The 22,782-nt window shown below is 71.4% G+C and carries 19 protein-coding genes and 1 pseudogene; 15 read left to right on the forward strand and 5 right to left on the reverse strand.

Annotated elements, in window-relative coordinates:
• Nucleotides 1-21: 21 nt before the first annotated feature.
• On the reverse strand, nucleotides 22-831 hold the full coding sequence (locus tag OG206_RS25055) for an NAD-dependent epimerase/dehydratase family protein (protein ID WP_327119832.1): 810 nt from the start codon (nucleotides 829-831) through the stop codon (nucleotides 22-24).
• A gap of 331 nt (nucleotides 832-1,162) precedes the next feature.
• On the opposite strand from OG206_RS25055, the gene OG206_RS25060 reads away from it, so the two are divergent.
• The 14 genes from OG206_RS25060 (at nucleotide 1,163) to OG206_RS25125 (ending at nucleotide 17,576) form a co-directional block, all read left to right on the forward strand.
• Nucleotides 1,163-2,122, forward strand: coding sequence for a 5-dehydro-4-deoxyglucarate dehydratase (locus OG206_RS25060; RefSeq protein WP_327119834.1), 960 nt, complete (start codon nucleotides 1,163-1,165; stop codon nucleotides 2,120-2,122).
• A complete protein-coding gene (locus OG206_RS25065; RefSeq protein ID WP_327119836.1) occupies nucleotides 2,119-3,297 on the forward strand; it encodes a hypothetical protein in 1,179 nt (392 codons plus the stop codon). The genes OG206_RS25060 and OG206_RS25065 overlap by 4 nt, the downstream gene beginning before the upstream one ends.
• A 169-nt stretch (nucleotides 3,298-3,466) precedes the next feature.
• On the forward strand, nucleotides 3,467-4,123 hold the full coding sequence (locus tag OG206_RS25070) for a GntR family transcriptional regulator (RefSeq protein WP_327119838.1): 657 nt from the start codon (nucleotides 3,467-3,469) through the stop codon (nucleotides 4,121-4,123).
• Nucleotides 4,124-4,173: 50 nt separating this feature from the next.
• Nucleotides 4,174-5,076 carry a dihydrodipicolinate synthase family protein gene (locus OG206_RS25075; protein WP_327122395.1) on the forward strand — a complete coding sequence of 301 codons (903 nt, stop codon included), beginning with the start codon at nucleotides 4,174-4,176 and terminating at the stop codon, nucleotides 5,074-5,076.
• Nucleotides 5,073-6,818 (forward strand): L-arabinonate dehydratase, encoded by a 1,746-nt coding sequence (araD, locus tag OG206_RS25080; protein WP_327119840.1) that lies wholly within the window; start codon nucleotides 5,073-5,075, stop codon nucleotides 6,816-6,818. Before OG206_RS25075 ends, araD begins: the two co-directional genes overlap by 4 nt.
• 120 nt (nucleotides 6,819-6,938) lie before the next feature.
• Nucleotides 6,939-7,877 carry a carbohydrate ABC transporter permease gene (locus OG206_RS25085; protein ID WP_327119842.1) on the forward strand — a complete coding sequence of 313 codons (939 nt, stop codon included), beginning with the start codon at nucleotides 6,939-6,941 and terminating at the stop codon, nucleotides 7,875-7,877.
• Entirely contained in the window at nucleotides 7,874-8,791 is a 918-nt protein-coding gene (locus OG206_RS25090; protein ID WP_327119844.1) for a carbohydrate ABC transporter permease, read from the forward strand. Before OG206_RS25085 ends, OG206_RS25090 begins: the two co-directional genes overlap by 4 nt.
• A 43-nt stretch (nucleotides 8,792-8,834) precedes the next feature.
• Nucleotides 8,835-10,007, forward strand: a complete 1,173-nt coding sequence (locus OG206_RS25095) for a Gfo/Idh/MocA family protein (protein WP_327119846.1) — start codon at nucleotides 8,835-8,837, stop codon at nucleotides 10,005-10,007.
• Nucleotides 10,004-10,831 (forward strand): PmoA family protein, encoded by an 828-nt coding sequence (locus OG206_RS25100; protein WP_327119848.1) that lies wholly within the window; start codon nucleotides 10,004-10,006, stop codon nucleotides 10,829-10,831. The genes OG206_RS25095 and OG206_RS25100 overlap by 4 nt, the downstream gene beginning before the upstream one ends.
• Nucleotides 10,828-12,378, forward strand: a complete 1,551-nt coding sequence (locus OG206_RS25105; RefSeq protein ID WP_327119850.1) for a glycoside hydrolase family 43 protein — start codon at nucleotides 10,828-10,830, stop codon at nucleotides 12,376-12,378. Before OG206_RS25100 ends, OG206_RS25105 begins: the two co-directional genes overlap by 4 nt.
• Before the next feature lie 282 nt (nucleotides 12,379-12,660).
• On the forward strand, nucleotides 12,661-13,995 hold the full coding sequence (locus OG206_RS25110; protein WP_327119852.1) for an ABC transporter substrate-binding protein: 1,335 nt from the start codon (nucleotides 12,661-12,663) through the stop codon (nucleotides 13,993-13,995).
• A gap of 119 nt (nucleotides 13,996-14,114) precedes the next feature.
• Nucleotides 14,115-14,936, forward strand: a complete 822-nt coding sequence (locus OG206_RS25115) for a rhamnogalacturonan acetylesterase (protein WP_327119854.1) — start codon at nucleotides 14,115-14,117, stop codon at nucleotides 14,934-14,936.
• Between the two features lie 54 nt (nucleotides 14,937-14,990).
• Complete coding sequence (locus OG206_RS25120; protein ID WP_327119856.1) at nucleotides 14,991-16,337, forward strand: pectate lyase family protein; 1,347 nt, start codon at nucleotides 14,991-14,993, stop codon at nucleotides 16,335-16,337.
• A gap of 120 nt (nucleotides 16,338-16,457) precedes the next feature.
• Nucleotides 16,458-17,576 carry a dienelactone hydrolase family protein gene (locus OG206_RS25125; protein ID WP_327119858.1) on the forward strand — a complete coding sequence of 373 codons (1,119 nt, stop codon included), beginning with the start codon at nucleotides 16,458-16,460 and terminating at the stop codon, nucleotides 17,574-17,576.
• 16 nt (nucleotides 17,577-17,592) lie between these two features.
• Here the strand turns inward: OG206_RS25125 and OG206_RS25130 are convergent, their stop codons facing one another.
• Nucleotides 17,593-18,147: a SigE family RNA polymerase sigma factor gene (locus OG206_RS25130; RefSeq protein WP_327119860.1), complete on the reverse strand. Its 555-nt coding sequence runs from the start codon at nucleotides 18,145-18,147 to the stop codon at nucleotides 17,593-17,595.
• 265 nt (nucleotides 18,148-18,412) lie between these two features.
• Here OG206_RS25130 and OG206_RS25135 point away from each other — a divergent pair.
• Nucleotides 18,413-19,903: pseudogene (locus tag OG206_RS25135) on the forward strand (NCS2 family permease).
• Nucleotides 19,904-19,953: 50 nt separating this feature from the next.
• Here OG206_RS25135 and OG206_RS25140 read toward each other — a convergent pair.
• From OG206_RS25140 to OG206_RS25150, 3 genes are all read right to left on the reverse strand, one after another.
• Nucleotides 19,954-21,405 (reverse strand): peptidoglycan D,D-transpeptidase FtsI family protein, encoded by a 1,452-nt coding sequence (locus OG206_RS25140; RefSeq protein WP_327119862.1) that lies wholly within the window; start codon nucleotides 21,403-21,405, stop codon nucleotides 19,954-19,956.
• Nucleotides 21,406-21,504: 99 nt separating this feature from the next.
• A complete protein-coding gene (locus OG206_RS25145) occupies nucleotides 21,505-21,978 on the reverse strand; it encodes a GNAT family N-acetyltransferase (RefSeq protein WP_327119864.1) in 474 nt (157 codons plus the stop codon).
• Nucleotides 21,979-21,982: 4 nt separating this feature from the next.
• Nucleotides 21,983-22,753, reverse strand: a complete 771-nt coding sequence (locus OG206_RS25150) for an IclR family transcriptional regulator (protein ID WP_327119866.1) — start codon at nucleotides 22,751-22,753, stop codon at nucleotides 21,983-21,985.
• Nucleotides 22,754-22,782: the final 29 nt, after the last annotated feature.

Consider the following 22,782-nt stretch of genomic DNA (forward strand, 5'->3'; position numbering starts at 1 on the left):
GCGGGCCGGGTGGGTAAGCCCTTAGTGGGGCCAGATCGGCGGGTTCGTGACGAAGTGGCCGCCGATGTGGGCGTGGTCGGGGTTCTCCGGGTCCAGCTCGCCGAGCTCGGCGACGAGCTCGGCGGCGTACTGCTCGGAGTCGTCCTGCGGGTCGTAGCCGAGGGCGCGGGCCGTGGACAGGTCCCACCAGAGGCGGGTGTTGGCCGACGAACCGTAGACCACGGTGTGGCGCACGTCCTCGGCGGTCAGGGCCGCGTGGAAGAGGCGCGCCCCGTCGCCCGGGCTCATCCAGACCGAAAGCATCCGCACGGACGTCGGCTCCATGAAGCAGGAGCCGATGCGCACCGAGACGGTCTCCAGGCCGTGCTTGTCCCAGTAGTACTGGGCGAGGTCCTCGCCGAAGGACTTCGACAGGCCGTAGAAGGTGTCGGGGCGGCGCGGTGTCCCGACCGGGATCAGCGGATCACCGGGAACGGGACGGGGGGTGTACCCGACGGCGTGGTTGGACGACGCGAACACGATGCGCCGCACGCCCTCCTCGCGAGCCGCCTCGTAGAGGTTGTACGTGCCCTCGATGTTCGCGCGCAGAATCTTGTCGAACGAGGATTCGAGGGAGATGCCCGCGAGGTGGATGACGGCGTCGACGCCCCGCACGGCCTCCCGGAGTGCGTCCTTGTCGCCGAGATCGGCGGTGACGGCGTCGGGTTCGCCCTGGATCGGCGCGAGGTCGAGGAGCCGGAGGTCGTAGCCGTAGGCGGGAAGCAGCCCGCGCATCAGGGTGCCGAGGCCGCCGGCGGCGCCGGTGAGCAGGACGGTGCGGGGAGCGGGCATACAGGCATCTCCTCGGTGCGGGCGCGGTGCGCGTGGGCGGACGATGGGTGCGGACCCGAGCTGCCGGGCGTGCGGGCAGCACGGCGCGTCGTGGCGCGCGGGCCTGTCACGACCACCCGGCGCGTCCGATCCGTGGACGGCATTCACATGCGTGGACACGCTAAGAAGTTCGGGACGTTCGCGTCAAGTGTCGTACCGACTCCGCCGGTTCGTCCCGGGGTTGGGTGTCCCTGTCTTGACCCGCGCCGCGCGGCTGCCTTAGCGTGGCAGCGTTCAGAAATATGGACATCGATCATAATTGTGCACGCCTGAATCTGCTCAGGGAGCGCCCGTGACCTCAGCCCCCCTTGCCGCCCGGCTCACCGACGCCGCCGGGCCGCTCTTCTTCCCCGTCACCGCGTACGGGCCGGACGGCTCCGTCGACCTCGACGTCTTCCGCGCGCACGTGCGCAAGGGCGTCGACGCCGGAGCAGCGGCCGTCTTCGCCTGCTGCGGCACGGGCGAGTTCCACGCGCTGGCCCCCGAGGAGTTCCAGCTCGTCGTCGCCGCGGCCGTCGAGGAAACCGCTGGGCGGGTGCCCGTCGTCGCGGGGGCCGGCTACGGAACGGCGCTCGCGGTCCGCTACGCGAAGCTCGCCGAGGAGGCGGGCGCCGACGGGCTCCTCGCCATGCCCCCCTACCTCGTCGTCGCAGGCCAGGACGGGCTGCTGGCCCACTACGCCGCGCTCGCCGCCGCCACCTCCCTGGAGACGATCGTCTACCAGCGGGACAACGCGGTCTTCACCCCGGAGACCGTCGTCGCCCTGGCCCGGACCCCCGGGATCATCGGCCTCAAGGACGGGTGCGGCGACCTGGACCTCATGCAGCGCATCGTCAGCGCCGTACGCACGGGGCTGCCGGGCGAGGACTTCCTGTACTTCAACGGTCTGCCCACCGCCGAGCTGACCGGACTCGCCTACCGGGGCATCGGCGTCACCCTCTACTCCTCCGCCGTCTTCGCCTTCGCCCCCGACATCGCCCTGGCCTTCTACCGGGCGCTGGAATCCCGGGACGACGAACTGGCCGACGCGCTGCTCGACCACTTCTACCGGCCGCTGGTCGAACTGCGGGCCAAGGGCCACGGTTACGCGGTGTCGCTCGTGAAGGCCGGCGTCCGGCTGGAGGGCCTGGACGTCGGGCCCGTACGTACCCCGCTCACCGAACCCCCGGCCGCCCACGTCGGGGAGCTGGGCGCGATCATCGCGAACGGCCGCGCCCTGCTGGAGAAGTACCCGGCTCAGGAGGCGAAGTGAGGGCCTCCGCCTTCGTCTACCCCTGGGACGTCGTCGGGGACCCGCGCGCCGCCGCCCGGCTGGCCGGGCTCGGCGTCCAGCAGGTGACACTCGCCTCCGCCTATCACTCCACCCGGGCCCTGACACCCCGGCACCCCGGCCGGAGGATCGTCACGGCCGAACACGCGGCGGTGCTCTACCCGCCCGACGCGGTTCGCTGGGCGGGGCGCGCACTGCGCCCGTTCCCGCAGTCGTGGGTGCCGGGGGACGACCCGTACGCCGAGGCGGCCGAAGCCCTGGCGGGTGCCGGGCTGGAGGTGCACTCCTGGGTGGTCCTGGCCCACAACTCGCGGCTGGGGGCCGAGCACCCCGACACCTCCGTCGTCAACGCCTACGGGGACCGCTACCCCTGGGCCCCCTGCATCGCCCGGCCCGCGGTCCGCGACTACCTGGTGGAGCTGGCGGCCGAGGCCGCCGTACGCCCCGGTACGTCGGGCACCGAGCTCGAGTCCTGCGGCTGGTACGGCTTCGCGCACCTGCACGCCCACGACAAGACCGCCGGGGTCGGCCTCGGGGACGCCGCGCAGTACCTCATGTCCCTCTGCTTCTGCGCCGACTGCCGGACCGGTTACGGCTCCGCCGGGGCGGACGCCGACGAGCTGCGCGCCGCGGTGCGACGGGCCATGGAACCCGTCTGGGCCGGTACGGGAGCAGGCGGGTCCGGCTGGACGGCGGTCGGGGAACTGCTCGGCCCCGCCCTCGCGGACGCCACCCTCCGCTGGCGCGGCCAGGTCGCCCGCAGCCTCCAGGAGACCGCCGTCCAAGCGGTGCGGAGCGCTGCCGCCGGCCCCGGCTTCCAGATCCTGCTGCACGCCGACCCGGCGCCGTACCGCACGGGCGCCAACGTCGGCGCGGAGCCCTCGCACATCCTGTCCACGGCGGACGGCGTCGTGCTGCCCTGCACGGGCGGTGACGCGGCCCGCGAAGCGGTCCTCGGGCCCTTCGAGGGGCTGTCCGGCGTGCTGGCCGCGAACTTCAACGTGGTCACCGGCATGGGCGGCAGCCCCGGCACGCTGGCCGCCGACGCCGCACACGCGGTCTCGCTCGGCGCGACGGAACTGCGCCTCTACCACGCGGGCCTGGCCTCGGGCCCGGACCTGGGTGCGGTGACCGAGGCGTTGTCGCACATGGGATGAAGGGTGCGGGTGGGTGCCCGGGCGGGGCCCCCGCCGGCCGGACGGGTTCGCGCGCAACTTCTTCTGTCAGAAGCGTTGACGAAACATTCGCACCGCTCTAGCTTCATCGCGTCGTACTTCGTACGTCATATATGAGACGCGATACGCGAGATGTGAGAGCTCCTTACCCATGACCTTTGCGCCCGCCCCGATTCCGTCCAGGACCCAGTACGTGCTCGAGGCGATCAAGCACGCGATCCTCACCGCGCAGCTGAGACCGGGACAGGCGCTCGTCGAGACCGAACTCGCCGCCCAGTTCGGGGTGTCGAAGACCCCCGTGCGCGAGGCGCTCAAGACGCTCGCCGGCACCGGGCTCGTCGTCATGAGCCAGTACAAGGGTGCCACCGTGCGGCTCGTCGACGCGGGCATGGCCCGTGAGGTCTACGACGTACGCCTGCTGCTGGAGCCCGAGGCGCTGCGCCGCACGATCATCCGCAAGGCCTCGCTGGAAGCCGCCCAGGAGGCGCTGGAGCGGGCCGACTCGGCGATCGACAAGGCGGACAGGTCCCTGGCCAACCGGGACTTCCACCGGGCCCTGTACCTGCCCTGCGGCAACCCGCTCCTCGGCCGGATGCTCGACGAGATCCGCGACCAGGCCGCCCTGGTGTCGACCGTCGCCTGGTCGGCCGTCCCGTCCTGGGAGCGGGAGGCGGCCGAGCACCGGGAGATCCTCCGGCTCGCACTCGCCGACGACGCGCCGGCCGCTGCCGGGGCGCTGCACGACCACATCGCATCGTTCGTGCGCCGCGCCTTCCCCGACGACGAAGACGGGGGTGACGCGGCGTGAACCACCAGCTGGACCAGACACACCAGCACCTCGACGAAAGGCCGGTCCGCATGGACTTCTCCCCGCTCAAGGCGGCCCTCGCAGACGTTGTGGCGATCCCGGTGACCCCGTTCGCCGAGGACGGGACCATCGACGTCCCGGCGCACCGCGCGCTGCTGCGACGGCTCCTCGACGGCGGCGTCCGCATCGTCACCCCGAACGGCAACACCGGTGAGTTCTACGCGCTCACCCCCGACGAGCGGCGTACCGTCACCGAGCTCACCACCGAGGAGGCGAGGGGGCGGGCCACCGTCCTGGTGGGCGTCGGCCACGACGTGCCGACGGCCGTCGCCGCCGCCGGGCACGCCAGGGACACCGGGGCGCAGATGGTGATGGTGCATCAGCCGGTGCACCCGTACGTCTCGCAGGACGGCTGGGTCGACTACCACCGGGCCGTCGCCGAGGCCGTGCCGGAACTCGGGGTCGTGCCGTACATCCGCAACCCGCTGCTCGCCGGCGAACGGCTCGCCGAACTCGCCGACAGCTGCCCCAACGTCATCGGCGTCAAGTACGCCGTCCCCGACGCGGCCCGGTTCGGCGCCTTCGCGCGGGACGCCGGCCTGGAGCGGTTCGTCTGGATCGCCGGTCTCGCGGAACTGTACGCGCCCTCCTACTTCGCCACCGGAGCCACCGGTTTCACCTCCGGACTCGTCAACGTCGCTCCCGGCGTCTCCCTGACGATGCTGGAGGCGCTGCGAGCGGGCGACTACCTCGCCGCCATGAAGGTCTGGGAACAGATCCGCCGCTTCGAGGACCTGCGCGCCGACCGGCAGTCCGCCGACAACGTGACCGTCGTCAAGGAGGCCCTGGCCTCGCTCGGGCTCTGCCGCCGGGACGTCCGCGCACCGAGCCGGGTCCTGCCCGAGTCCCGGCGCCCCGAGGTCGCCGGGCTGGTCGCCGGGTGGTCGATATGACCGGCACCGGCGCGCCGGGCGGCCGGATCGCCCCCGAGGAGCTGCGAAGCCACCAGTGGTACGGCACGGACGGGCTGCGCTCGTTCAGCCATCGCGCCCGCACCCGGCAGCTCGGCTACCTCCCCGAGGAACACCTCGGCAAGCCGGTCATCGCGATCCTCAACACCTGGTCCGACATCAACCCCTGCCACGTGCACCTGCGCGAGCGCGCCCAGGCGGTCAAGCGGGGTGTCTGGCAGGCGGGCGGGTTCCCCCTGGAATTCCCGGTCTCCACGCTCTCCGAGACCTTCCAGAAGCCGACCCCGATGCTCTACCGCAACATGCTGGCGATGGAGACGGAGGAGCTGCTGCGCTCCTACCCCGTCGACGGGGCCGTGCTGCTGGGCGGCTGCGACAAGTCCACCCCGGCGTTGCTGATGGGCGCCGCGTCCGTCGACCTGCCGACCGTGTTCGTCCCCGCCGGGCCGATGCTGCCGGGCCACTGGCGCAACGAGGTCCTCGGCTCCGGCACCGACATGTGGAAGTACTGGGACGACAAGCGTGCCGGTCTCATCGGCGACTGCGAGATGGCCGAACTGGAGAGCGGGCTCGCCCGGTCGCCCGGCCACTGCATGACCATGGGCACCGCCTCGACGCTCACGGCGGCGGCGGAGGCGCTCGGCGTGACGGTGCCCGGTGCCTCGTCCATTCCTGCCGTCGACTCCGGTCACGACCGTATGGCCGCGCAGTCCGGGCTCCGGATCGTCGAACTGGTCTGGCGACAAACGACGTTGTCGCAGATCCTCACGGCGGACGCCTACGAGGACGCCGTCGCCACCGTCCTGGCGCTCGGCGGTTCCACCAACGCCGTCATCCACCTGATCGCGATGGCGGGCCGCTCCGGCGTGAAGCTCACCCTGGACGACTTCGACCGCATCGCCCGTACCGTCCCCGTCCTCGCCAACCTCCGACCCGGCGGGAAGTACCTGATGGAGGACTTCCACTTCGCCGGGGGCCTGCCCGGATTCCTGGCACGGCTCACCGACGTGCTCCACCTCGACCGTCCCACCGTCGCGCACTCCACCCTGCGCGAGCAGCTCGACGGGGCGCTGGTGCACGACGCCGACGTCATCCGGGAGCGGAACGACCCGCTGGCGGACGAAGGCGGGGTGGCGGTGCTGCGCGGCAACCTCTGCCCGGACGGCGCGGTGATCAAGCACATCGCCGCCGAACCGCACCTGCTGCGCCACACCGGACCCGCGGTCGTCTTCGACGACTACAGGGAGATGCAGCGCACCATCAACGACCCGGCCCTGGCCCTCACCCCGGACCACGTGCTGGTGCTCCGCAACGCCGGCCCGAAGGGCGGCCCCGGCATGCCCGAGTACGGCATGCTGCCGATCCCGGACTACCTGCTGAAGCAGGGGGTGCGTGACATGGTGCGGCTGTCCGACGCCCGGATGAGCGGCACCAGTTACGGGGCGTGCGTGCTGCACATCGCTCCCGAGTCCTTCGTCGGCGGACCGCTCGCCCTGGTCCGCTCCGGTGACCTGATCACCCTGGACGTCGGAGCCCGGCTGCTCCATCTCGACGTGTCCGACGAGGAGCTGGAGCTCCGCAGGTCCGAGTGGACCGAGCCGCCCGCGCGCTACGGCCGCGGCTACGGGGCCCTCTACCAGGACCAGATCACCCAGGCCGACACCGGCTGCGACTTCGCGTTCCTGGCCCGGCAGGGAGACGTGCCCGACCCGTACGCCGGCTGAACCGCCGCAGAGAATTCCGCGCACCGCCTCGTCCGGGATACCGAACGGCATGCGGTAAGCGCTTGCACCATGCACCGAAAGCACGGCACATCCAGCACTTCCACAGATCGGAGACGCGTCATGGCCCAATCCGCAGCCGTGGCCACCCCGCCCCCCGAGGCGAAGGAGCCCAGGCGCCGCTCGGCGAGCCCACGCCGCCTGCCGTATCTGCTGATCGCGCCCGCGGGCCTGCTCATGCTGGGCTTCATCGCCTACCCGGTGATCAGCGTCTTCTACTACAGCCTGCAGAACTACAACGTCACCAAGCCGTGGCGGAACGGCTTCGCCGGCCTCGACAACTTCACCCGCGTCTTCACCGAGGACGACCAGTTCTGGTCGACCCTCGGCTTCAGCGCCCAGTGGGTCTTCACCCAGGTCACCCTGCAGCTCGCCCTCGGCCTCGCGCTGGCCCTGATCGTCAACCAGACCTTCGTCGGCCGCGGCATATCCCGCGCCATGGTCTTCTCGCCCTGGGCGGTGTCCGGCGTGCTGACCAGCACCATCTGGATCCTGCTCTACAACTCCTCGACGGGCTTCAGCCGCTACCTCGCCGACGCCGGGATCGGGGAGTACGGCACCTCGGTGCTCTCCGACACCGGCACCGTCTTCTGGGCGGCCACCGTCTCCGAACTCTGGCGCGGGGTGCCCTTCTTCGCCATCCTCATCCTCGCCGACCTGCAGTCCGTCTCCAAGGAGCTGTACGAGGCGGCGTCCGTCGACGGTGCGGGCCGGATGCGGCAGTTCTTCCACATCACGCTTCCCCACCTGCGCGACGCGATCATCCTCGCCACCCTGTTGCGCGGGGTCTGGGAGTTCAACAACGTCGACCTGCTCTACACCCTCACCGGCGGCGGACCGGCGGGCGAGACGACCACCCTGCCGCTCTACGTCGCCAACACCGGCATCGAGGGCCACGACTTCGGATACGCCTCCGCGCTGACCACCGTCGCCTTCGTGATCCTCCTCTTCTGCTCGATCGTCTATCTGCGCCTGAGCAAGTTCGGAGGCGACCACAAGTGACTGCCGCACTCGCAGAGGAGAACAGCACCCGCACCCCGGGGCCGGCCGCGGGGGACGACTCCCCGCCGCCCGCCTCGAACCGCCGCGCCAGGCGCGAGCGCGCCTTCGACGACGTACCGCGCTGCCAGATCTACGTACCGCTGGGCATCTACCTGCTCTTCACGCTCATCCCGTTCTACTGGATGTTCCTCTTCGCCGTACGGCCCGCCGGCTCCACCTCGCTGGTGCCCTGGCCCATGACGGCGGACCACTTCTCCAAGGTCTGGAACGAGCGCAGCTTCGCCCTCTTCTTCCAGAACAGCATGATCGTCGGTGTCGCGACGCTGATCGCCACGACCCTGGTCGCGCTCGCCGGGGGTTACGCCCTGGCCCGGTTCGACTTCAGGATCAAGGGCGCCTTCATGCTGGCCCTGCTCTGCTCGCAGTTCATCCCGGGCGCCCTGATGCTCGTGCCGCTCTTCGAGATCTTCAAGAACCTCCAGATGATCAACTCCCTCGGCAGCGTGGTCATCGCGGAGACCGTCTTCCAGCTGCCCCTCTCGATCATCCTGATCAGCGGGTTCATCAAGAACGTGCCGGTCTCCCTCGAAGAGGCCGCCTGGGTGGACGGCTGCTCGCGCTTCAAGGCGTTCTGCGCCGTCGTCCTGCCGCTGCTGCGCCCCGGCCTCATCGCCGTCGGCTCCTTCGCCTTCGTCCACAGCTGGAACCACTTCCTGTTCGCCCTGATGTTCCTCAGCGAACAGGACAAGCAGACGATCCCGGTCGGCCTCAACACCCTGATCGGCGCCGACAGCGTCGATCTGGGCGCGCTGGCCGCCGGCGGAGTCATCGCGGCGGTGCCCGTGGTGATCGTCTTCGCCTTCATCCAGAAGTGGCTCATCACCGGCTTCAGCGCCGGCGCGGTGAAGGGATGACGGACATGACCACGAAGCCGCACCGGGGCCGGGAGGGCGGACGATGAGCACGACGACACCGCTCCCCGTCGTCCTGGCCGGAGCCCGGGGCCACGGTCGCTGGCACCTCGCCAACATCCGCAGGCTCCAGCACCAGGGGCTGGTCAGGCTGGCCGGGATCTGCGAACTGAACCCGCTGACCGACGACGAACTCGACGTCTTCGCGGGCGAGATGCCCGAGCAGTCCTCCGACTTCGGGGCGCTCCTGGACTCCACCGGGGCCGCCGCCGCCGTCATCTGCACCCCCATCCCCACCCACACCGCGCTGGCCCTGACGGCCGCGGGCCGCGGCGTCCACCTCCTGCTGGAGAAGCCGCCCGCCGCCACCTGGGCCGACTACGCGCGCATGACCGCAGGCGTGCGCGAGGCGGGCATCGCCTGTCAGGTCGGTTTCCAGTCCCTCGGCTCGCACGCCGTGCCCGCCATCAGGGACCTCGTACGCTCCGGGGCGATCGGCGGGGTCCGCGGCATCGGGGCCGCGGGCGCCTGGGTCCGCGACGACGCCTACTTCCGACGGGCCCCGTGGGCGGGACGCCGCAGGATGGGCGGGACGGACGTGGTCGACGGCGTCCTCACCAACCCGCTCGCGCACGCCGTCGCCACCGCACTCGAACTCGCCGGCGGAGGGGCCGCCGAGGACGTGGCGTCCATCGAGACCGAGCTGTTCCGGGCGCACGACATCGAGTCCGACGACACCAGCTGCGTCCGCGTCACCACGGCCGAAGGGCTGCCGGTGACCGTCGCGGTCACCCTCTGTGCCGAGGAAGCCGGGGATCCGTACGTCGTCGTCCACGGCGACCGGGGCCGCATCACCTTCTGGTACAAGCAGGACCGGGTCCTCGTCCAGCGCGCCGGACACGGCCCCGAGGAGGCCGTGCACGGCCGGACCGACCTCCTGGAGAACCTGGTGGACCATCTGGCCAGGGACACCCCGCTGCTCGTGCCGCCCGAGCGCACCGGCGCGTTCATGCGCGTCCTCGAAGCCGTACGCACCGCGCCCGAGCCGGCCGCGCTGCCTCCCGACGCCTGGCACACCGAGCCCACCGGTACGGGCGACGGCGTACGGCGCATCGTGCACGGCATCGACGGGACGGTCGCGACAGCCGCCGACACCCTCGCCCTCTTCTCCGAACTAGGCGCCTCCTGGGCGCGACCCAGCGAGGTGAGTACCTCATGACGACCGCACTGCTCAGGTGCGCCGGACGCACCGTGGGCCGCTACGGCTACGGCTCCGAGGCCGGCAGCCGCCCCCACCTCCACCCCGTCACCACCCTCGCCGGGACCCCCGTCACCGAGGTACGGCCCGCCGACCACATTCACCACCTGGGCGTCTCCGTCGCCGTACCCGACGTGGCCGGCCACAACTTCTGGGGCGGGCGCACCTTCGTCCGGGACCAGGGCCCCACCGAGCTCGACAACCACGGGGCACAGCGCCACCTCGGGTGGAAGCTGCGCGACCCGGACGGCTTCGTGGAGGAACTCAGCTGGGAGGCGGACGGTGCCGAGCTCCTGCGCGAGCACCGCACGGTCGCCGTGAGCGAACTCTCCGGCACCGCCTGGGCACTGGACTTCTCCTTCTCGCTCACCAACCGGGGCGGCACGGACATCTCCATCGGCAGCCCCGCGACCAACGGCCGCCCGGGTGCCGGATACGGGGGATTCTTCTGGCGCGCGCCCAAGGAGGCCGAGCCGCCCGCCGCGTTCAGCGGAACCCTCGACGGGGAGGAGGCCGTGCACGGCAGGACCGCCGACTGGCTGGCCCTCGCGGGGGAGGGCTGGACGCTCGTCTTCGCGGGCGTGACCGAGGAGACCCGGCGCGACCCGTGGTTCGTGCGCACGACCCAGTACCCCGGGGTCGGCTCCTCCCTCGCCGCCGGCCGCCGCCTCCCCGTCCCCGCCGGGGCCACCGTCGTACGCCGGGTCGTCACCGTCGTCGCCGACGGCCGCCTCGACAGGGACGCGGCGGCCGCCCACGTGCGCAAGGCGGCGACCACGGCATGAGCAGACCATGGACGGCGGACCTCGGGGACGGCACGTACCGCAACCCGGTCCTGAACGCCGACTGGTCCGACCCGGACGTCGTGCGCGTCGGGGACGACTTCTACCTCACGGCGTCCAGCTTCGGCCGCGTCCCCGGCCTGCCCCTGCTCCACTCCCGCGACCTGGTCAACTGGAGTCTCGTCGGACATGCCCTGGACCGGCTGGAGCCGGAGGCCGACTTCGCGGTGCCACGCCACGACCGCGGAGTGTGGGCACCCTCGCTGCGCCACCACGCCGGCCGCTTCTGGATCTTCTGGGGGGACCCCGACCACGGCATCCGGCAGATCAACGCCCAGGACGTCCGCGGCCCGTGGAGCGCCCCGCACCTCGTCAAGGCGGGCAAGGGGCTGATCGACGCGTGCCCCCTGTGGGAGGAGGAGACCGGCGAGGCCTATCTGGTGCACGCCTGGGCCAAGTCCCGGTCCGGCGTCAAGAACCGGCTCACCGGTCACCGGATGAGCCCGGACGGCCGCGAACTCCTCGACGAGGGGACCACCCTGGTCGACGCGGACACCATCCCCGGCTGGTTCACCCTCGAAGGCCCCAAGCTCTACCGGCACGACGGGTACTTCTGGATCCTCGCCCCGGCCGGGGGAGTGGAGACCGGCTGGCAGGGGGCCTTCCGCAGCCGCTCGTTCACCGGCCCGTACCAGGAGCGCGTCGTCCTCGCCCAGGGCCACACCGAGATCAACGGGCCGCACCAGGGAGGCTGGGTCAGGACAGCCGGGGGCGAGGACTGGTTCCTGCACTTCCAGGCGCGTGGTGCGTACGGCCGCGTCGTCCACCTCCAGCCGATGCGCTGGGACGGACAGGGCTGGCCGGTCATCGGCGACGACGGCGAACCCGTCCTCACGCACCCCCGGCCCACGGTGCCCGAACAGGCCGCCGAGGCCCCGGCCTCCAGCGACGACTTCCCCGGCGGGCGGTACGGCCGCCAGTGGCAGTGGACGGCCAATCCGCGCCCCGGCTGGTCGGTCGGCCACTCCGGAGACGGGCTGCGCCTCAGCTGCGTACGGACCGCGTACGCCCATGACCTGCGGGCCCTGCCCAACGTCCTGGTGCAGCGCATGCCGGCCGAGGAGTTCACCGTCACGACGGGCATCGGCCTGAACACCCGTGAGCCGGGCGCCAAGGCCGGACTCGCCGTGCTCGGGGACGCTTTCTCCTGGATCGGCCTGGAGGCGGGCGCCGACGGGACCGCGCGGCTCGTGCACCGGTACGCCGAATCCGTCGCCGAGCACGAGCGGGACGCCGAGCACCCCCGCCCGGCGCCCGGTGCCTCTGTCCAGGTCCGTGTCGAGGTCACCCGGGGCGCACGCTGCCGCTTCTTCGCCGACACGGGCGACGGCACCGGGTTCCGCCCGTCCGGCCAGGTCTTCGCCGCCACGCCCTGGCGCTGGGTCGGCGCCCTGCTGGGCCTCTTCGCCACGGCGCCTGCCGGCGCGGGGCCCACGGGAACGGCCGGTTTCACCGCGTTCCGCACCACCCGAAGACCTCGCACCCCCTGACCCGCACCGCTGTATGGGAGCCGCAATGACGCACCTCCGTACCGAGCGCACCCGAGCGAGAACGCCGCTCCCGGCCCTCGCCCCCGCCGCCGTCCGCCCCCTGGCCACGGCACGGGGCGGAGCGGCGGCACATCCCCCTGCTCACCGGATCCGGCGACCGACGTGGCGGGGTCCGTGTCCGGGACGGGGCGCCGGGTGAGCACCCCGGAACCGCGCCGTACCGCACGCGCAACCGACATCCCCCACGCACCGGCACACATTCCGAGAGAGAGAAGAGCCGACATGACCATCTCGAAGACGCTCCGGGGACGTACCGCGACCGCGGTGTCCCTCACGGCGGTGCTCGCCCTCGCGGCCACCGGCTGCGGCGACGACGGAAGCAGCTCGGGCACCGAGGGCAGCGGAAAGGGCGAGATCACCTTCTGGGACAACAACGGCGGTCCCCGTACCGCTGTCTGGACCGAGATCATCAAGGACTTCGAGAAGAAGAACCCGGACATCGAGGTCAACTACGTCCCCATCCCGATCGCCGACGTGCAGTCCAAGTACGACACGGCCATCGCCGGCGGCGGACTGCCCGACGTGGGTGGCGTCAGCACCGCCTACCTCGCCAACATGGTGTCGCAGGAGGCCCTGGAACCGATCAGTGACCGGCTGGAGAAGTCGCCGCTGAAGGGCAAGCTCGTCGAGGGCATGGCCGAGAGCGTCAGGGACGCGGCCGGCCGGGGCGACGACATGTACTCCATGCCGACCTCCGCGAACAACGGCGCACTCTGGTACCGCACCGACCTCTTCGAGCAGGCGGGTCTGGAAGCGCCCACCACCTGGCCAAAGTTCTACGAGGCCGCCGGCAAGCTCACCGACGCGAAGAACAACAAGTTCGGCTACACCATCCGCGGCGGCGCGGGCTCCATCGCCCAGGCCCTGGACGCGATCTACGGGCAGAGCGGGATCACGGACTTCTGGGACGGCGAGAAGACCACCCTGAACGACCCGAAGAACGTCGCCGCCCTGGAGAAGTACGCCGCGCTCTTCAAGAGAACGACGCCCTCCGCCGACGTCAACAACGACTTCACCAAGATGGTCGCGCAGTGGGACACCGGCACCATCGGGATGCTCAGCCACAACCTCGGGTCCTACCAGGACCACCTGAAGGCGCTCGGCGAGGACAAGTTCGCCGGGATACCCGCCCCCGTCGGTGACGGCGGCAAGCGCGTCCAGGTCTCCAACCCCGTCGACGGGCTGGGCCTGTTCCGCTCGGGCAAGAACAAGAACGCGGCGTGGAAGTTCATCGAGTTCGCCGCGTCGCACGAGGCCAACAGCAAGTGGAACGAGTCCGCGGGCGCCATCCCCGCCAACACCGACGCCGCGAAGGACCCGTGGATCTCGGCGACCGAGCCGACCGCGCTGGCGGCGAAGGCCCTCACCGACGGCTCCACCACCATCGTCAACCTGCCGTACTACCTGCCGGACTGGAACAACATCAGCAAGGCGGACAACGAGCCGGAGTTCCAGAAGCTGCTTCTCGGCAAGATCACGGCCAAGGCGTTCCTGGACACGATGGCCGACGAGCTGAACGCCGCACAGAAGGAGTGGAAGGAACGGGGCAACGGCTGAGCCGCCCGTCCTTCCGCCCGGCACCCCGGGGACCGGCGGTGGTCCGGGTCGCGCACCGCCGCCGTTCCCCTTCCCGCCCGGCACCCTCATGCCCGTCCCGCGAGAGAATGGGTTCTCCCGTGTCATTCACCCGCAGAGGGACGGCGGCCGCACTCCTCGCGCTGCCGCTCGCCCTCACCACCACCTCCGCCCGGGCGCACGGCGGCGGCCGGCCCCGGCCCAGGACCCTGCACATCGCCGGGGACTCCACGGCGGCCCGGAAACACGCCGACGCCGCACCGGAGACCGGCTGGGGCACGGCCCTGCCGTTCTTCCTCGGCGCCCCTCGCGCCGTCGCCAACCACGCGATGAACGGGCGGAGTTCCAAGAGCTTCATCGACGAGGGCCGCCTCACCGTCCTGCTGGACGGGGTGCGCCCGGGCGATCTCGTCCTGATCCAGTTCGGGCACAACGACGAGAAGACCGAGGACCCCACCCGGGGCACCGACCCGTACACCACCTACCAGGAACACCTGCGCCAGTACGTCGAGGGCGCCCGTGCCCGCCGGGCGGAGCCCGTGCTCATCACCCCGGTCGAGCGGCGCCGGTTCGCCGAGGACGGCACCGCGAAGCCGACCCACGGGGAGTATCCGGCCGCGATGCGCGCCCTGGCCGTCGAGGAGCACGTGCCGCTCCTCGACGTCCAGGCACTCTCCCTCGCCCGCTGGCAGGAACTCGGCCCCGACGGGACGAAGCCGTACTTCAACTGGCTCGAACCGGGCGAGTCGCCGAACTACCCGGACGGCGTCCAGGACAACACCCACTTCCGGCCGCAGGGCGCCGTCGAGGTGGCCAGGACCACGGCACGCGCCCTGCTGGACGGGCGCGTGCTCGCCCGGCACGACCTGCGCCGCCTCGACGAGCCCGTACCCGAGGGGTGGATCACCTGGCCGCAGGCCTGATCCGCCCACCCACCGCTCTCCGCCACCTCCGCGTCCGACAGTCAGGAATCCGCCATGTCCGCACGCATGAGACACGTCCGAGCCATCGCCGTCGTGATGGGATCCGCCTCGCTGGCCCTCGCCGTGACCGTCCCCGCCCAGGCCGGCCCGGCCCAGGCCGCTTCCGTCCACCGCGCCGGGGGGATCGAGCGCTCCGTGCTGCCCGCCGGCGACGGCTGGGCCTCCGCGGAGGGCTCCACCGCGGGCGGCGCCGCCGCCACCCCCGACCACGTCTACACCGTGACGAACCGGGCCGAGCTCGTCGCCGCCTTCGAGGAGGCCGGGGACGCGCCCAAGATCGTCAGGATCGCGGGCACCGTCCACGGCAACTCCGACGCCGACGGCACCCCGATCGGGTGCGAGGCCTACCAGCAGGGCGGCTACACCCTGGAGAAGTACCTCGCCGCCTACGACCCGGCCGTCTGGGGCACGGCCGAGGTCCCGGCGGGACCGCTCGAGGACGCCCGCGTCGCCTCCGCGAAGCTGCAGGCCGCCGCGGTCAACGTCAACGTCCCGTCCAACACCACGCTCGTCGGTGTCGGCAAGGACGCCACGATCATCGGGGCCGGCCTCCAGGTGAAGAACGTCTCCGACGTCATCATCCGCAACCTCACCTTCGAGGACACCTACGACTGCTTCCCCCAGTGGGACCCCACCGACGGGGACCAGGGCGCCTGGAACAGCGAGTACGACAACCTCGTCGTGTACGGCTCCCGCCACGTCTGGGTGGACCACAACACCTTCGGCGACGGGGACCGTCCCGACGCGGACCAGCCCCACTACTTCGGGCAGGTGTTCCAGCAGCACGACGGCCTCTTCGACATCGTGCGCGGAGCCGACCTGGTCACCGTGTCGTGGAACGTCCTCAAGGACCACGACAAGACGATGCTCATCGGCAACAGCGACGGTGCCGGGGCGAGCGACCGGGGCAAGCTCCGCGTGACGCTGCACCACAACCTCTTCAAGGACGTGAAGGAACGGGCCCCCCGCGTCCGCTTCGGCCAGGTCGACTCGTACAACAACCACTTCGTCGTGAGCAGGGGCGCCGCCTACGGCTACTCGTACGGCATCGGCGCTGAGTCGAAGCTCGTCGCGGAGCACAACGCCTTCACCGTGCCCGCGGGCCTGGACAAGGCGACCATCCTCAAGAAGTGGTCCGAGTCCTCGCTGACCGCCGGTGACAACTACGTCAACGGCCGCCGCACCGACCTGATCGCCGTGCACAACGCGGGCGTGCCCGCCGAGCAGCTCACCGAGGGCGCCGGCTGGACGCCGTCGCTCCGGACGAGGATCGACCACCCGCTCGTCGTCCCCGTGCTGGTGGGTCTCGCCGCGGGAGCCGGCAGGCCGCTGAGCCACTGATCCCACCCGGACCGGCCGGAGCGGCACCGCACCCTTCCACCACCCCGGAAGGCGCCGCTCCGGCCCGCACCCCGACACAAGGAGTTCCGCCGTGCCCAGCAGACGCGACGCCCTGACCGCGTGATCCCCGGAATCACCCACCGTGTGCTCCCCGCCTTCCACGAGCGGCTCAAGGACGAACTGACCTTCCCCCTGTCCTGGGAGAGGGCGGGCACCGACGACTTCACGGCCTGGCGCGCGGCGGCTCGCGCCAGGGTCGGGGAGGCGCTGCTGGAGCCGCCCGGCCCGGGAACCACACCGTTCGATCCGGTGACCCGCGACGAGTACTCCGGGGGTCCGTACACCGGGCGCACGGTGGAGTTCGCCCTCAGCCGCTTCGCGCGGGCCCACGGCTCCCTTCTGGTACCGCACGGGACGGGGCCGTTCCCCGCCGTGCTCCTCCTGCACGACCACGGGGCGGAGTTCACGATCGGCCGTGAGAAGACCGTGAGTCCGCACGCGGACCCGGAGCGTCTGGCTCTGGCCACGGCGTGGGTGAAGCGGTACTACGACGGCAGGTTCATCGGTGACGACCTGGCGGCCCGGGGCTACGCGGTGCTCGCCGTGGACACTCTCGGCTGGGGTGACAGGGGCCCGCTCGCCTACGAGGACCAGCAGGCCCTGGCCGCCAACCTGTTCCAGCTGGGGACCTCGCTCGCGGGACTCGCCGCCCACGAGGACATCCGCGCCGCCGCCTTCCTCGCCTCGCAGCCCGAGGTGGACGAACACCGGGTCGGCGCGCTGGGCTTCTCCATGGGCGGCTACCGGGCCTGGCAACTGTCCGCCCTGTCCGACGGGGTGCGGGCCGCGGCGGCGGTCTGCTGGATGACGGGGCTGAAGGACATGATGGTCCCGGGGAACAACACCCTGCGCGGGCAGTCGGCGTACTTCATGCTCCACCCCGGCCTGCACCGCCACCTCGACGTCCCGGACGTCGCCTCACTCGCCGCCCCCAAGCCCGCGCTCTTCCACTCCGGCGCCCTGGACACCCTGTTCCCGGCCGCCGGGGTGGCCGACGCGTACGCGAAGCTGCGGGTGGTCTGGGAGTCCCAGGGGGCGGGCGACCGGCTCACCACCACGGTGTGGCCGGACACCGGCCACACCTTCACCGGGGCCATGCAGGACGCGGTGCACGCGTGGCTGGACACCTGGCTCCGGGGCGTGCAGCCGTTCCGTCCGGCGTCACGGGCCCCCGAGTAGGTGGGGGACGCGCCCGTCACCGCCCTCCCGCGGTCCGCCGGCCCGCGACCGCCGGGGGCTCGGGCCCGAGCAGGCGCTGGAGCTCCGCCGCACCCCGGGAGGTCTGGCTCTTCACCGTACCGAGCGAGACACCGAGGACCAGGGCGGTGTCCCGCTCGGACAGGTCGAAGGCATGGCGCAGGACCACGCACGCCCGCTTGCGGAACGGCAGCCGGCGCAGTGCCTCCTGCACGTCCACGACGGCCGGGACGTCGGGTCCGTCCGTCGCGTAGCCGTCGCCAGGCCCGCACGGGGCCCAGACCAGCGCGATCCGCCGCCGCTCCCGCACCGCGCCGCGGATGCGGGAGCGGGCCAGGTTGGCGACGACCCCTCTGGCGTAGGCCGCCGGGTGGTCGGCGCCCGCGACACGGTCCCAGCGGTGCCAGAGCGCCGTCAGGGCGTCGGCGGCCAGATCGTCCGCGGCATCGATCTCACCCGTCAACAGGTGTGCGAGACGGGAGAGTTCGCCGTAGTGCGCCGCGAAGAACGCCTGGAAAGCGGCGGAAGCGGCATCGTCCACGACCGTGCCCACACGGGTACCTCTTCCTGCACGGGGGCTTGAGCGCCGCAAGCGGGCCGTGTACGGTCCCGGCTCCGTTCGCGGCGCGGGGAGCGTGCCGACGCGCACCCCGGAGGCGCTTCGAAGCGGGTGCGACTCCCAGTAAGGCGTAACACGGCGAAAACCTGAACCCCCCGTGACAGGTGAACAATCCAGCTACCCGCAGGGGAACCGCCACGCGACGAACCGCCACACGGCGAACCGTCGGACAACGGACCGTCAGACAACGAGGAGAGCCATGCCGGACAGAGCCGAATCCACGGTGCATGCGAGTGACCCCACGCCGGAGCCGCCGCCCGCCGCGCCCCAGCCGGCCGGGGAGAGGCGGAACGCCGTCGACCGCTACTTCTCCATCAGCGCCCGGGGTTCGAGCTTCGGACGCGAGATACGCGGCGGCTTCGCGACCTTCTTCACGATGGCCTACATCCTCGTGCTCAACCCGATCATCCTCGGATCGGCCGAGGACAAGTTCGGCAACCACCTCTCCGGGCCCTAACTCGTCACCGCCACAGCCCTGGTGGCCGCCGTGATGACGATCGTCATGGGCCTCGCCGGGAACCTTCCGCTCGCCCTCGCCGCGGGCCTCGGGCTCAATGCCGTCGTGGCCTTCCAGCTCGCGCCCCTGATGAGCTGGCCCGACGCGATGGGCCTCATCGTCCTGGAGGGCCTGCTCATCTGCGTCCTCGTGGTCACCGGGCTGCGTGAGGCGGTCATGGAGGCCATCCCGCCGGCGCTCAAGCACGCCATCAGCGTCGGCATCGGACTCTTCGTCGCCTTCATCGGTTTCGTCGACGCCGGGTTCGCCACCCGCATCCCCGGAGATACGGGCTCCGTGCCGGTGCAGCTCGGCCTCACCGGGCAGCTCTCCGGCTGGCCGGTCCTCGTCTTCTGCCTCGGGGTGCTGCTGACCGTCGCGCTGCTGGCCCGCGGGGTGAAGGGCGCGATCCTCATCAGCATCGTCGTGATGACCGTCGTGGCGGTCCTCATCAACGAGTTCGCCGACATCGCGCCCACCGCCTGGGGCCTGACCGTGCCGGCCGTCCCCGGTGACCTGGTCGCCGCGCCGGACTTCGGGCTGCTCGGCTCGTTCAGCCTCTTCGGGGCCTTCGAGCAGGTCGGGGCCGTCACCATCGTGCTGCTCGTCTTCACCCTGCTGCTCAGCGACTTCTTCGACACCATGGGCACGGTCGTCGGCGTCTCCAGCGAGGCTGGGCTCCTCGACGAGGACGGCAAGGTCCCCCACCTCGGCCGGGTCCTGCTCATCGACGGCGCGGCGGCCGTCGCGGGCGGGGCGGCGTCCGCCTCCTCCAGCACGTCCTACGTCGAGTCCACCGCAGGCGTCGGCGAGGGCGCCCGCACCGGCTTCGCGTCCCTGGTCACCGGCGGGCTCTTCGCCCTGGCACTGTTCCTCACCCCGCTCGTGACCGTCGTCCCCGCACAGGCGGCGGCCCCCGCACTGATCGCCGTCGGCTTCCTGCTGATGGCACAGGTGCGGCACATCGACTGGGAGAAGTACGAGATCGCTGTCCCGGCCTTCCTCACCATCGCCGTGATGCCCTTCACCTACTCGATCACCAACGGCATCGGCGCCGGCTTCCTCGCGTACGTCCTGATCCAGGCGGTCGTCGGCACGGCCGCGAAGGTCCACTGGCTGCTGTGGGGCGCGTCGGCGATGTTCGTCGTCTACTTCGCCATCGACCCGGTCGAGCAACTGCTCGGCGTCAAGTAGGCGCCCCCCGCCGGCCGGTCACCGGCCGGCCGGCGGGGGAGGGGCAGGGATCAGTCCTTCAGGGCCGCCTTCATCATCTTCTGGGCGATCGGTGCGGCCAGACCGTTGCCGCTGACCTCCGAGCGGGCCGATCCCGAGTCCTCCACGACCACCGCCACGGCGACCTGCCTGCCGGTGGAACGGTCCTTCGCGTACGAGGTGAACCAGGCGTACGGGGTGTTGCTGTTGTCCACGCCGTTCTGCGCGGTTCCCGTCTTGCCTCCGACCTCGGCGCCGGGGATCCGCGCGTTGGTGCCGGTGCCCTTCTCCACGACGGTGACCATGGCGCTGCGGAGCTGTTCGGCCGTGGACGCCTTCACGACCCGCTCGGTGTCGCCGTCCGCGAAGTCCTCCAGGGTGGAGCCGTCGGCGTCCGTCACCTTGGAGACCATGTGCGGCGCGGCCAGCTCGCCGCCGTTGGCGAGGGCCGCCGAGACCATGGCCATCTGCATGGGGGTCGCGGTCACCTCGAACTGGCCGATGCCGGTCAGCGCCGTCTGCGCCTTGTCCATGCCGGTCGGGTACACGCTCTGCGCCGCCCGCACCGGCACGTCCAGCTTCTCGGTGTCGAAGCCGAAGGCGTCCGCCATCGCCTTGACCTTGTCCTGGCCGAGGTCGGCCGCCGCCTTCGCGAAGACGTTGTTGCAGGAGTACTGGAGAGCCGTGCGCAGCGTCGCGTCCTCGCAGGGGGCGGAGGCGCTCTCGTTCTTCAGGACCGTGGACGTGCCCGGCAGGGTGTACGGGTTCGGGCTGTCCGTCGGCTGGTCCACCGAGTCGTACAGGCCGTTCTCCAGCGCCGCCGAGGCCACCACCAGCTTGAACGTCGAGCCGGGGGCCAGCGGTTGCCGCAGTGCCCGGTTGACCAGGGGCTTGTCGTCGGCGTCCAGCAGCTTCTGCCAGGCGTCGCCGTCCGAGGTACCGCTGATGTCGGAGGGGTCGTACGACGGCGAGGAGACCATCCCGAGGATCCGGCCGGACTCCGGGTCCATCGCGACGGCAGCCCCCCGGTCGTCGCCCAGCGCTTCGGCTGCGGCCTTCTGCACGCCGGGGTCGATCGTGGTCAGCACGTCGCCCGGGGCCGTCCGCTTGCCGGTGATCAGATCGGTGGGATTCTTGAGCCGGTCGTCGGTGCCGTCGAGCACATGGCTGTAGATGCCCTCCAGCTGGGTCGCGCCGTACGCCTGCGAGCTGTAGCCGGTGACCGACGCGTACAGCTCGCCCTCGTCGTAGGTGCGCTTGTAGCGGAGGTCGTCGCCGCTGGTCTCCTTCGAACCGGTGACCGGAGAGCCGGCCACGATGATGTCGCCGAGCGGCTGCGCGTACTGCGCGATCGTGTTCCGCCGGTTGTGTTCGTCGTCTGCGAGCGCCTTGGCTTCGTACCCCTGCACCCAGGTCGCGCGCACCAGCAGTGCGAGAACCATGAGCAGGCAGAAGACCGAAGCGCGCCTGATCGTCTTGTTCATCCCGATGAGGGACGAACGGGACCGTCGGGGCCGTTCCCGTTCGTGTCCCTTCTCACCGGTTTTTCACGTTCCGGACCGGGGACCCGCAGGTGCCCCCGCTCAGGTGTCGAGCCGCAGGATCGCCTCGTCGGTCTCCTCGCCCCTGGCCTCGGCGTACCCCCGGTCCGTGCCGGTCACAACGAACCCGCACTTCTCCAGGACCCGCAGGGAACCCGCGTTGTCGGCCGCGGCCCGCGCGTGCAGCGGGCGCTCCGGTACGGCGTCGAGCAGCGCCCGCAGCGCGGCGGTCGCCAGCCCGCGACCCCAGTGCCTCCGGTCGATCCAGAAGGTGACCTCGCGCTCGTCCGGCGGCCCGTACACGCCGGCGTTGCCCACCACGGCACCGTCGGCGAGCACGGTGCGTATGGTCACGGTGTCGGCGGATCGGATGCGCTGCCAGTGGGCGTTGAACATCGCCCGGTCCGACGGGTCGGCACTGGTGAAGGCGGCCATGCGGACCGCCTCCGGGTCGCTCGTGAACTCGAAGAACAGGGGCAGATCGCCGTCCCGTACCTCGCGCAGGGTGACTCGCATGTCCTCAGAGCCTCCGGGTGGCGAGGGTGAGCCGGTCGCGGGCGTCGAAGAGGGCGTCCTTGACCATCTGCTCGTGGGCGGGCGTGAGCCGGGCGACCGGCACCGAACAGCTGATCGCGTCGCGCGCGGGGGTGCGGTAGGGGATCGCGACGCCGAAGCAGCGCAGTCCGAGGGTGTTCTCCTCGCGGTCCACCGCGTAGCCCTGCTCGCGGACGACGTGCAGTTCCTCGATCAGCTTCTCGCGGTCGGTGAGGGTGTGCTCGGTCAGGGCCGGCAGCGTCTCGGGGAGCATCGTGCGGACCTGCTCGTCGCTGTGGGTGGCCAGCAGGGCCTTGCCGAGTGAGGTGGAGTGGGCGGGCAGCCGGCGGCCGACGCGGGTGAAGGGGCGCAGGTAGTGCTGGGACTGCCGGGTGGCGAGGTAGACCACGTTCGTGCCGTCCAGCCGGGCCAGGTGGATGGTCTCCGTGGTGTCGTCGGAGAGCCGGTCCAGGGTGGGGCGGGCGGAGGCGACGACCTCGTCGCCGTCGATGTACGACGTCCCCACGAGCAGGGCGCGTACGCCGATGCCGTAGCGCGTGCCCGTCGCGTCGGTCTCCACCCAGCCGAGCTCCACGAGCGTGCGCAGGAGCATGTAGAGGCTGGACTTGGGGTAGCCCACGGCCTCCTGCACGGCGGCCAGCGAGTGCATCCCGGGGCGCCCCGCGAAGTATTCGAGGAGCTCCACCGTCCGAACAGCGGACTTGACCTGTGCTCCACCAGACTCGGCAACCGACATGCCTCATGCCCCTTCCAGCCGTCCTGTAC

This window comes from Streptomyces sp. NBC_01341 (assembly GCF_035946055.1).
In the GTDB taxonomy this organism is placed as follows: domain Bacteria; phylum Actinomycetota; class Actinomycetes; order Streptomycetales; family Streptomycetaceae; genus Streptomyces.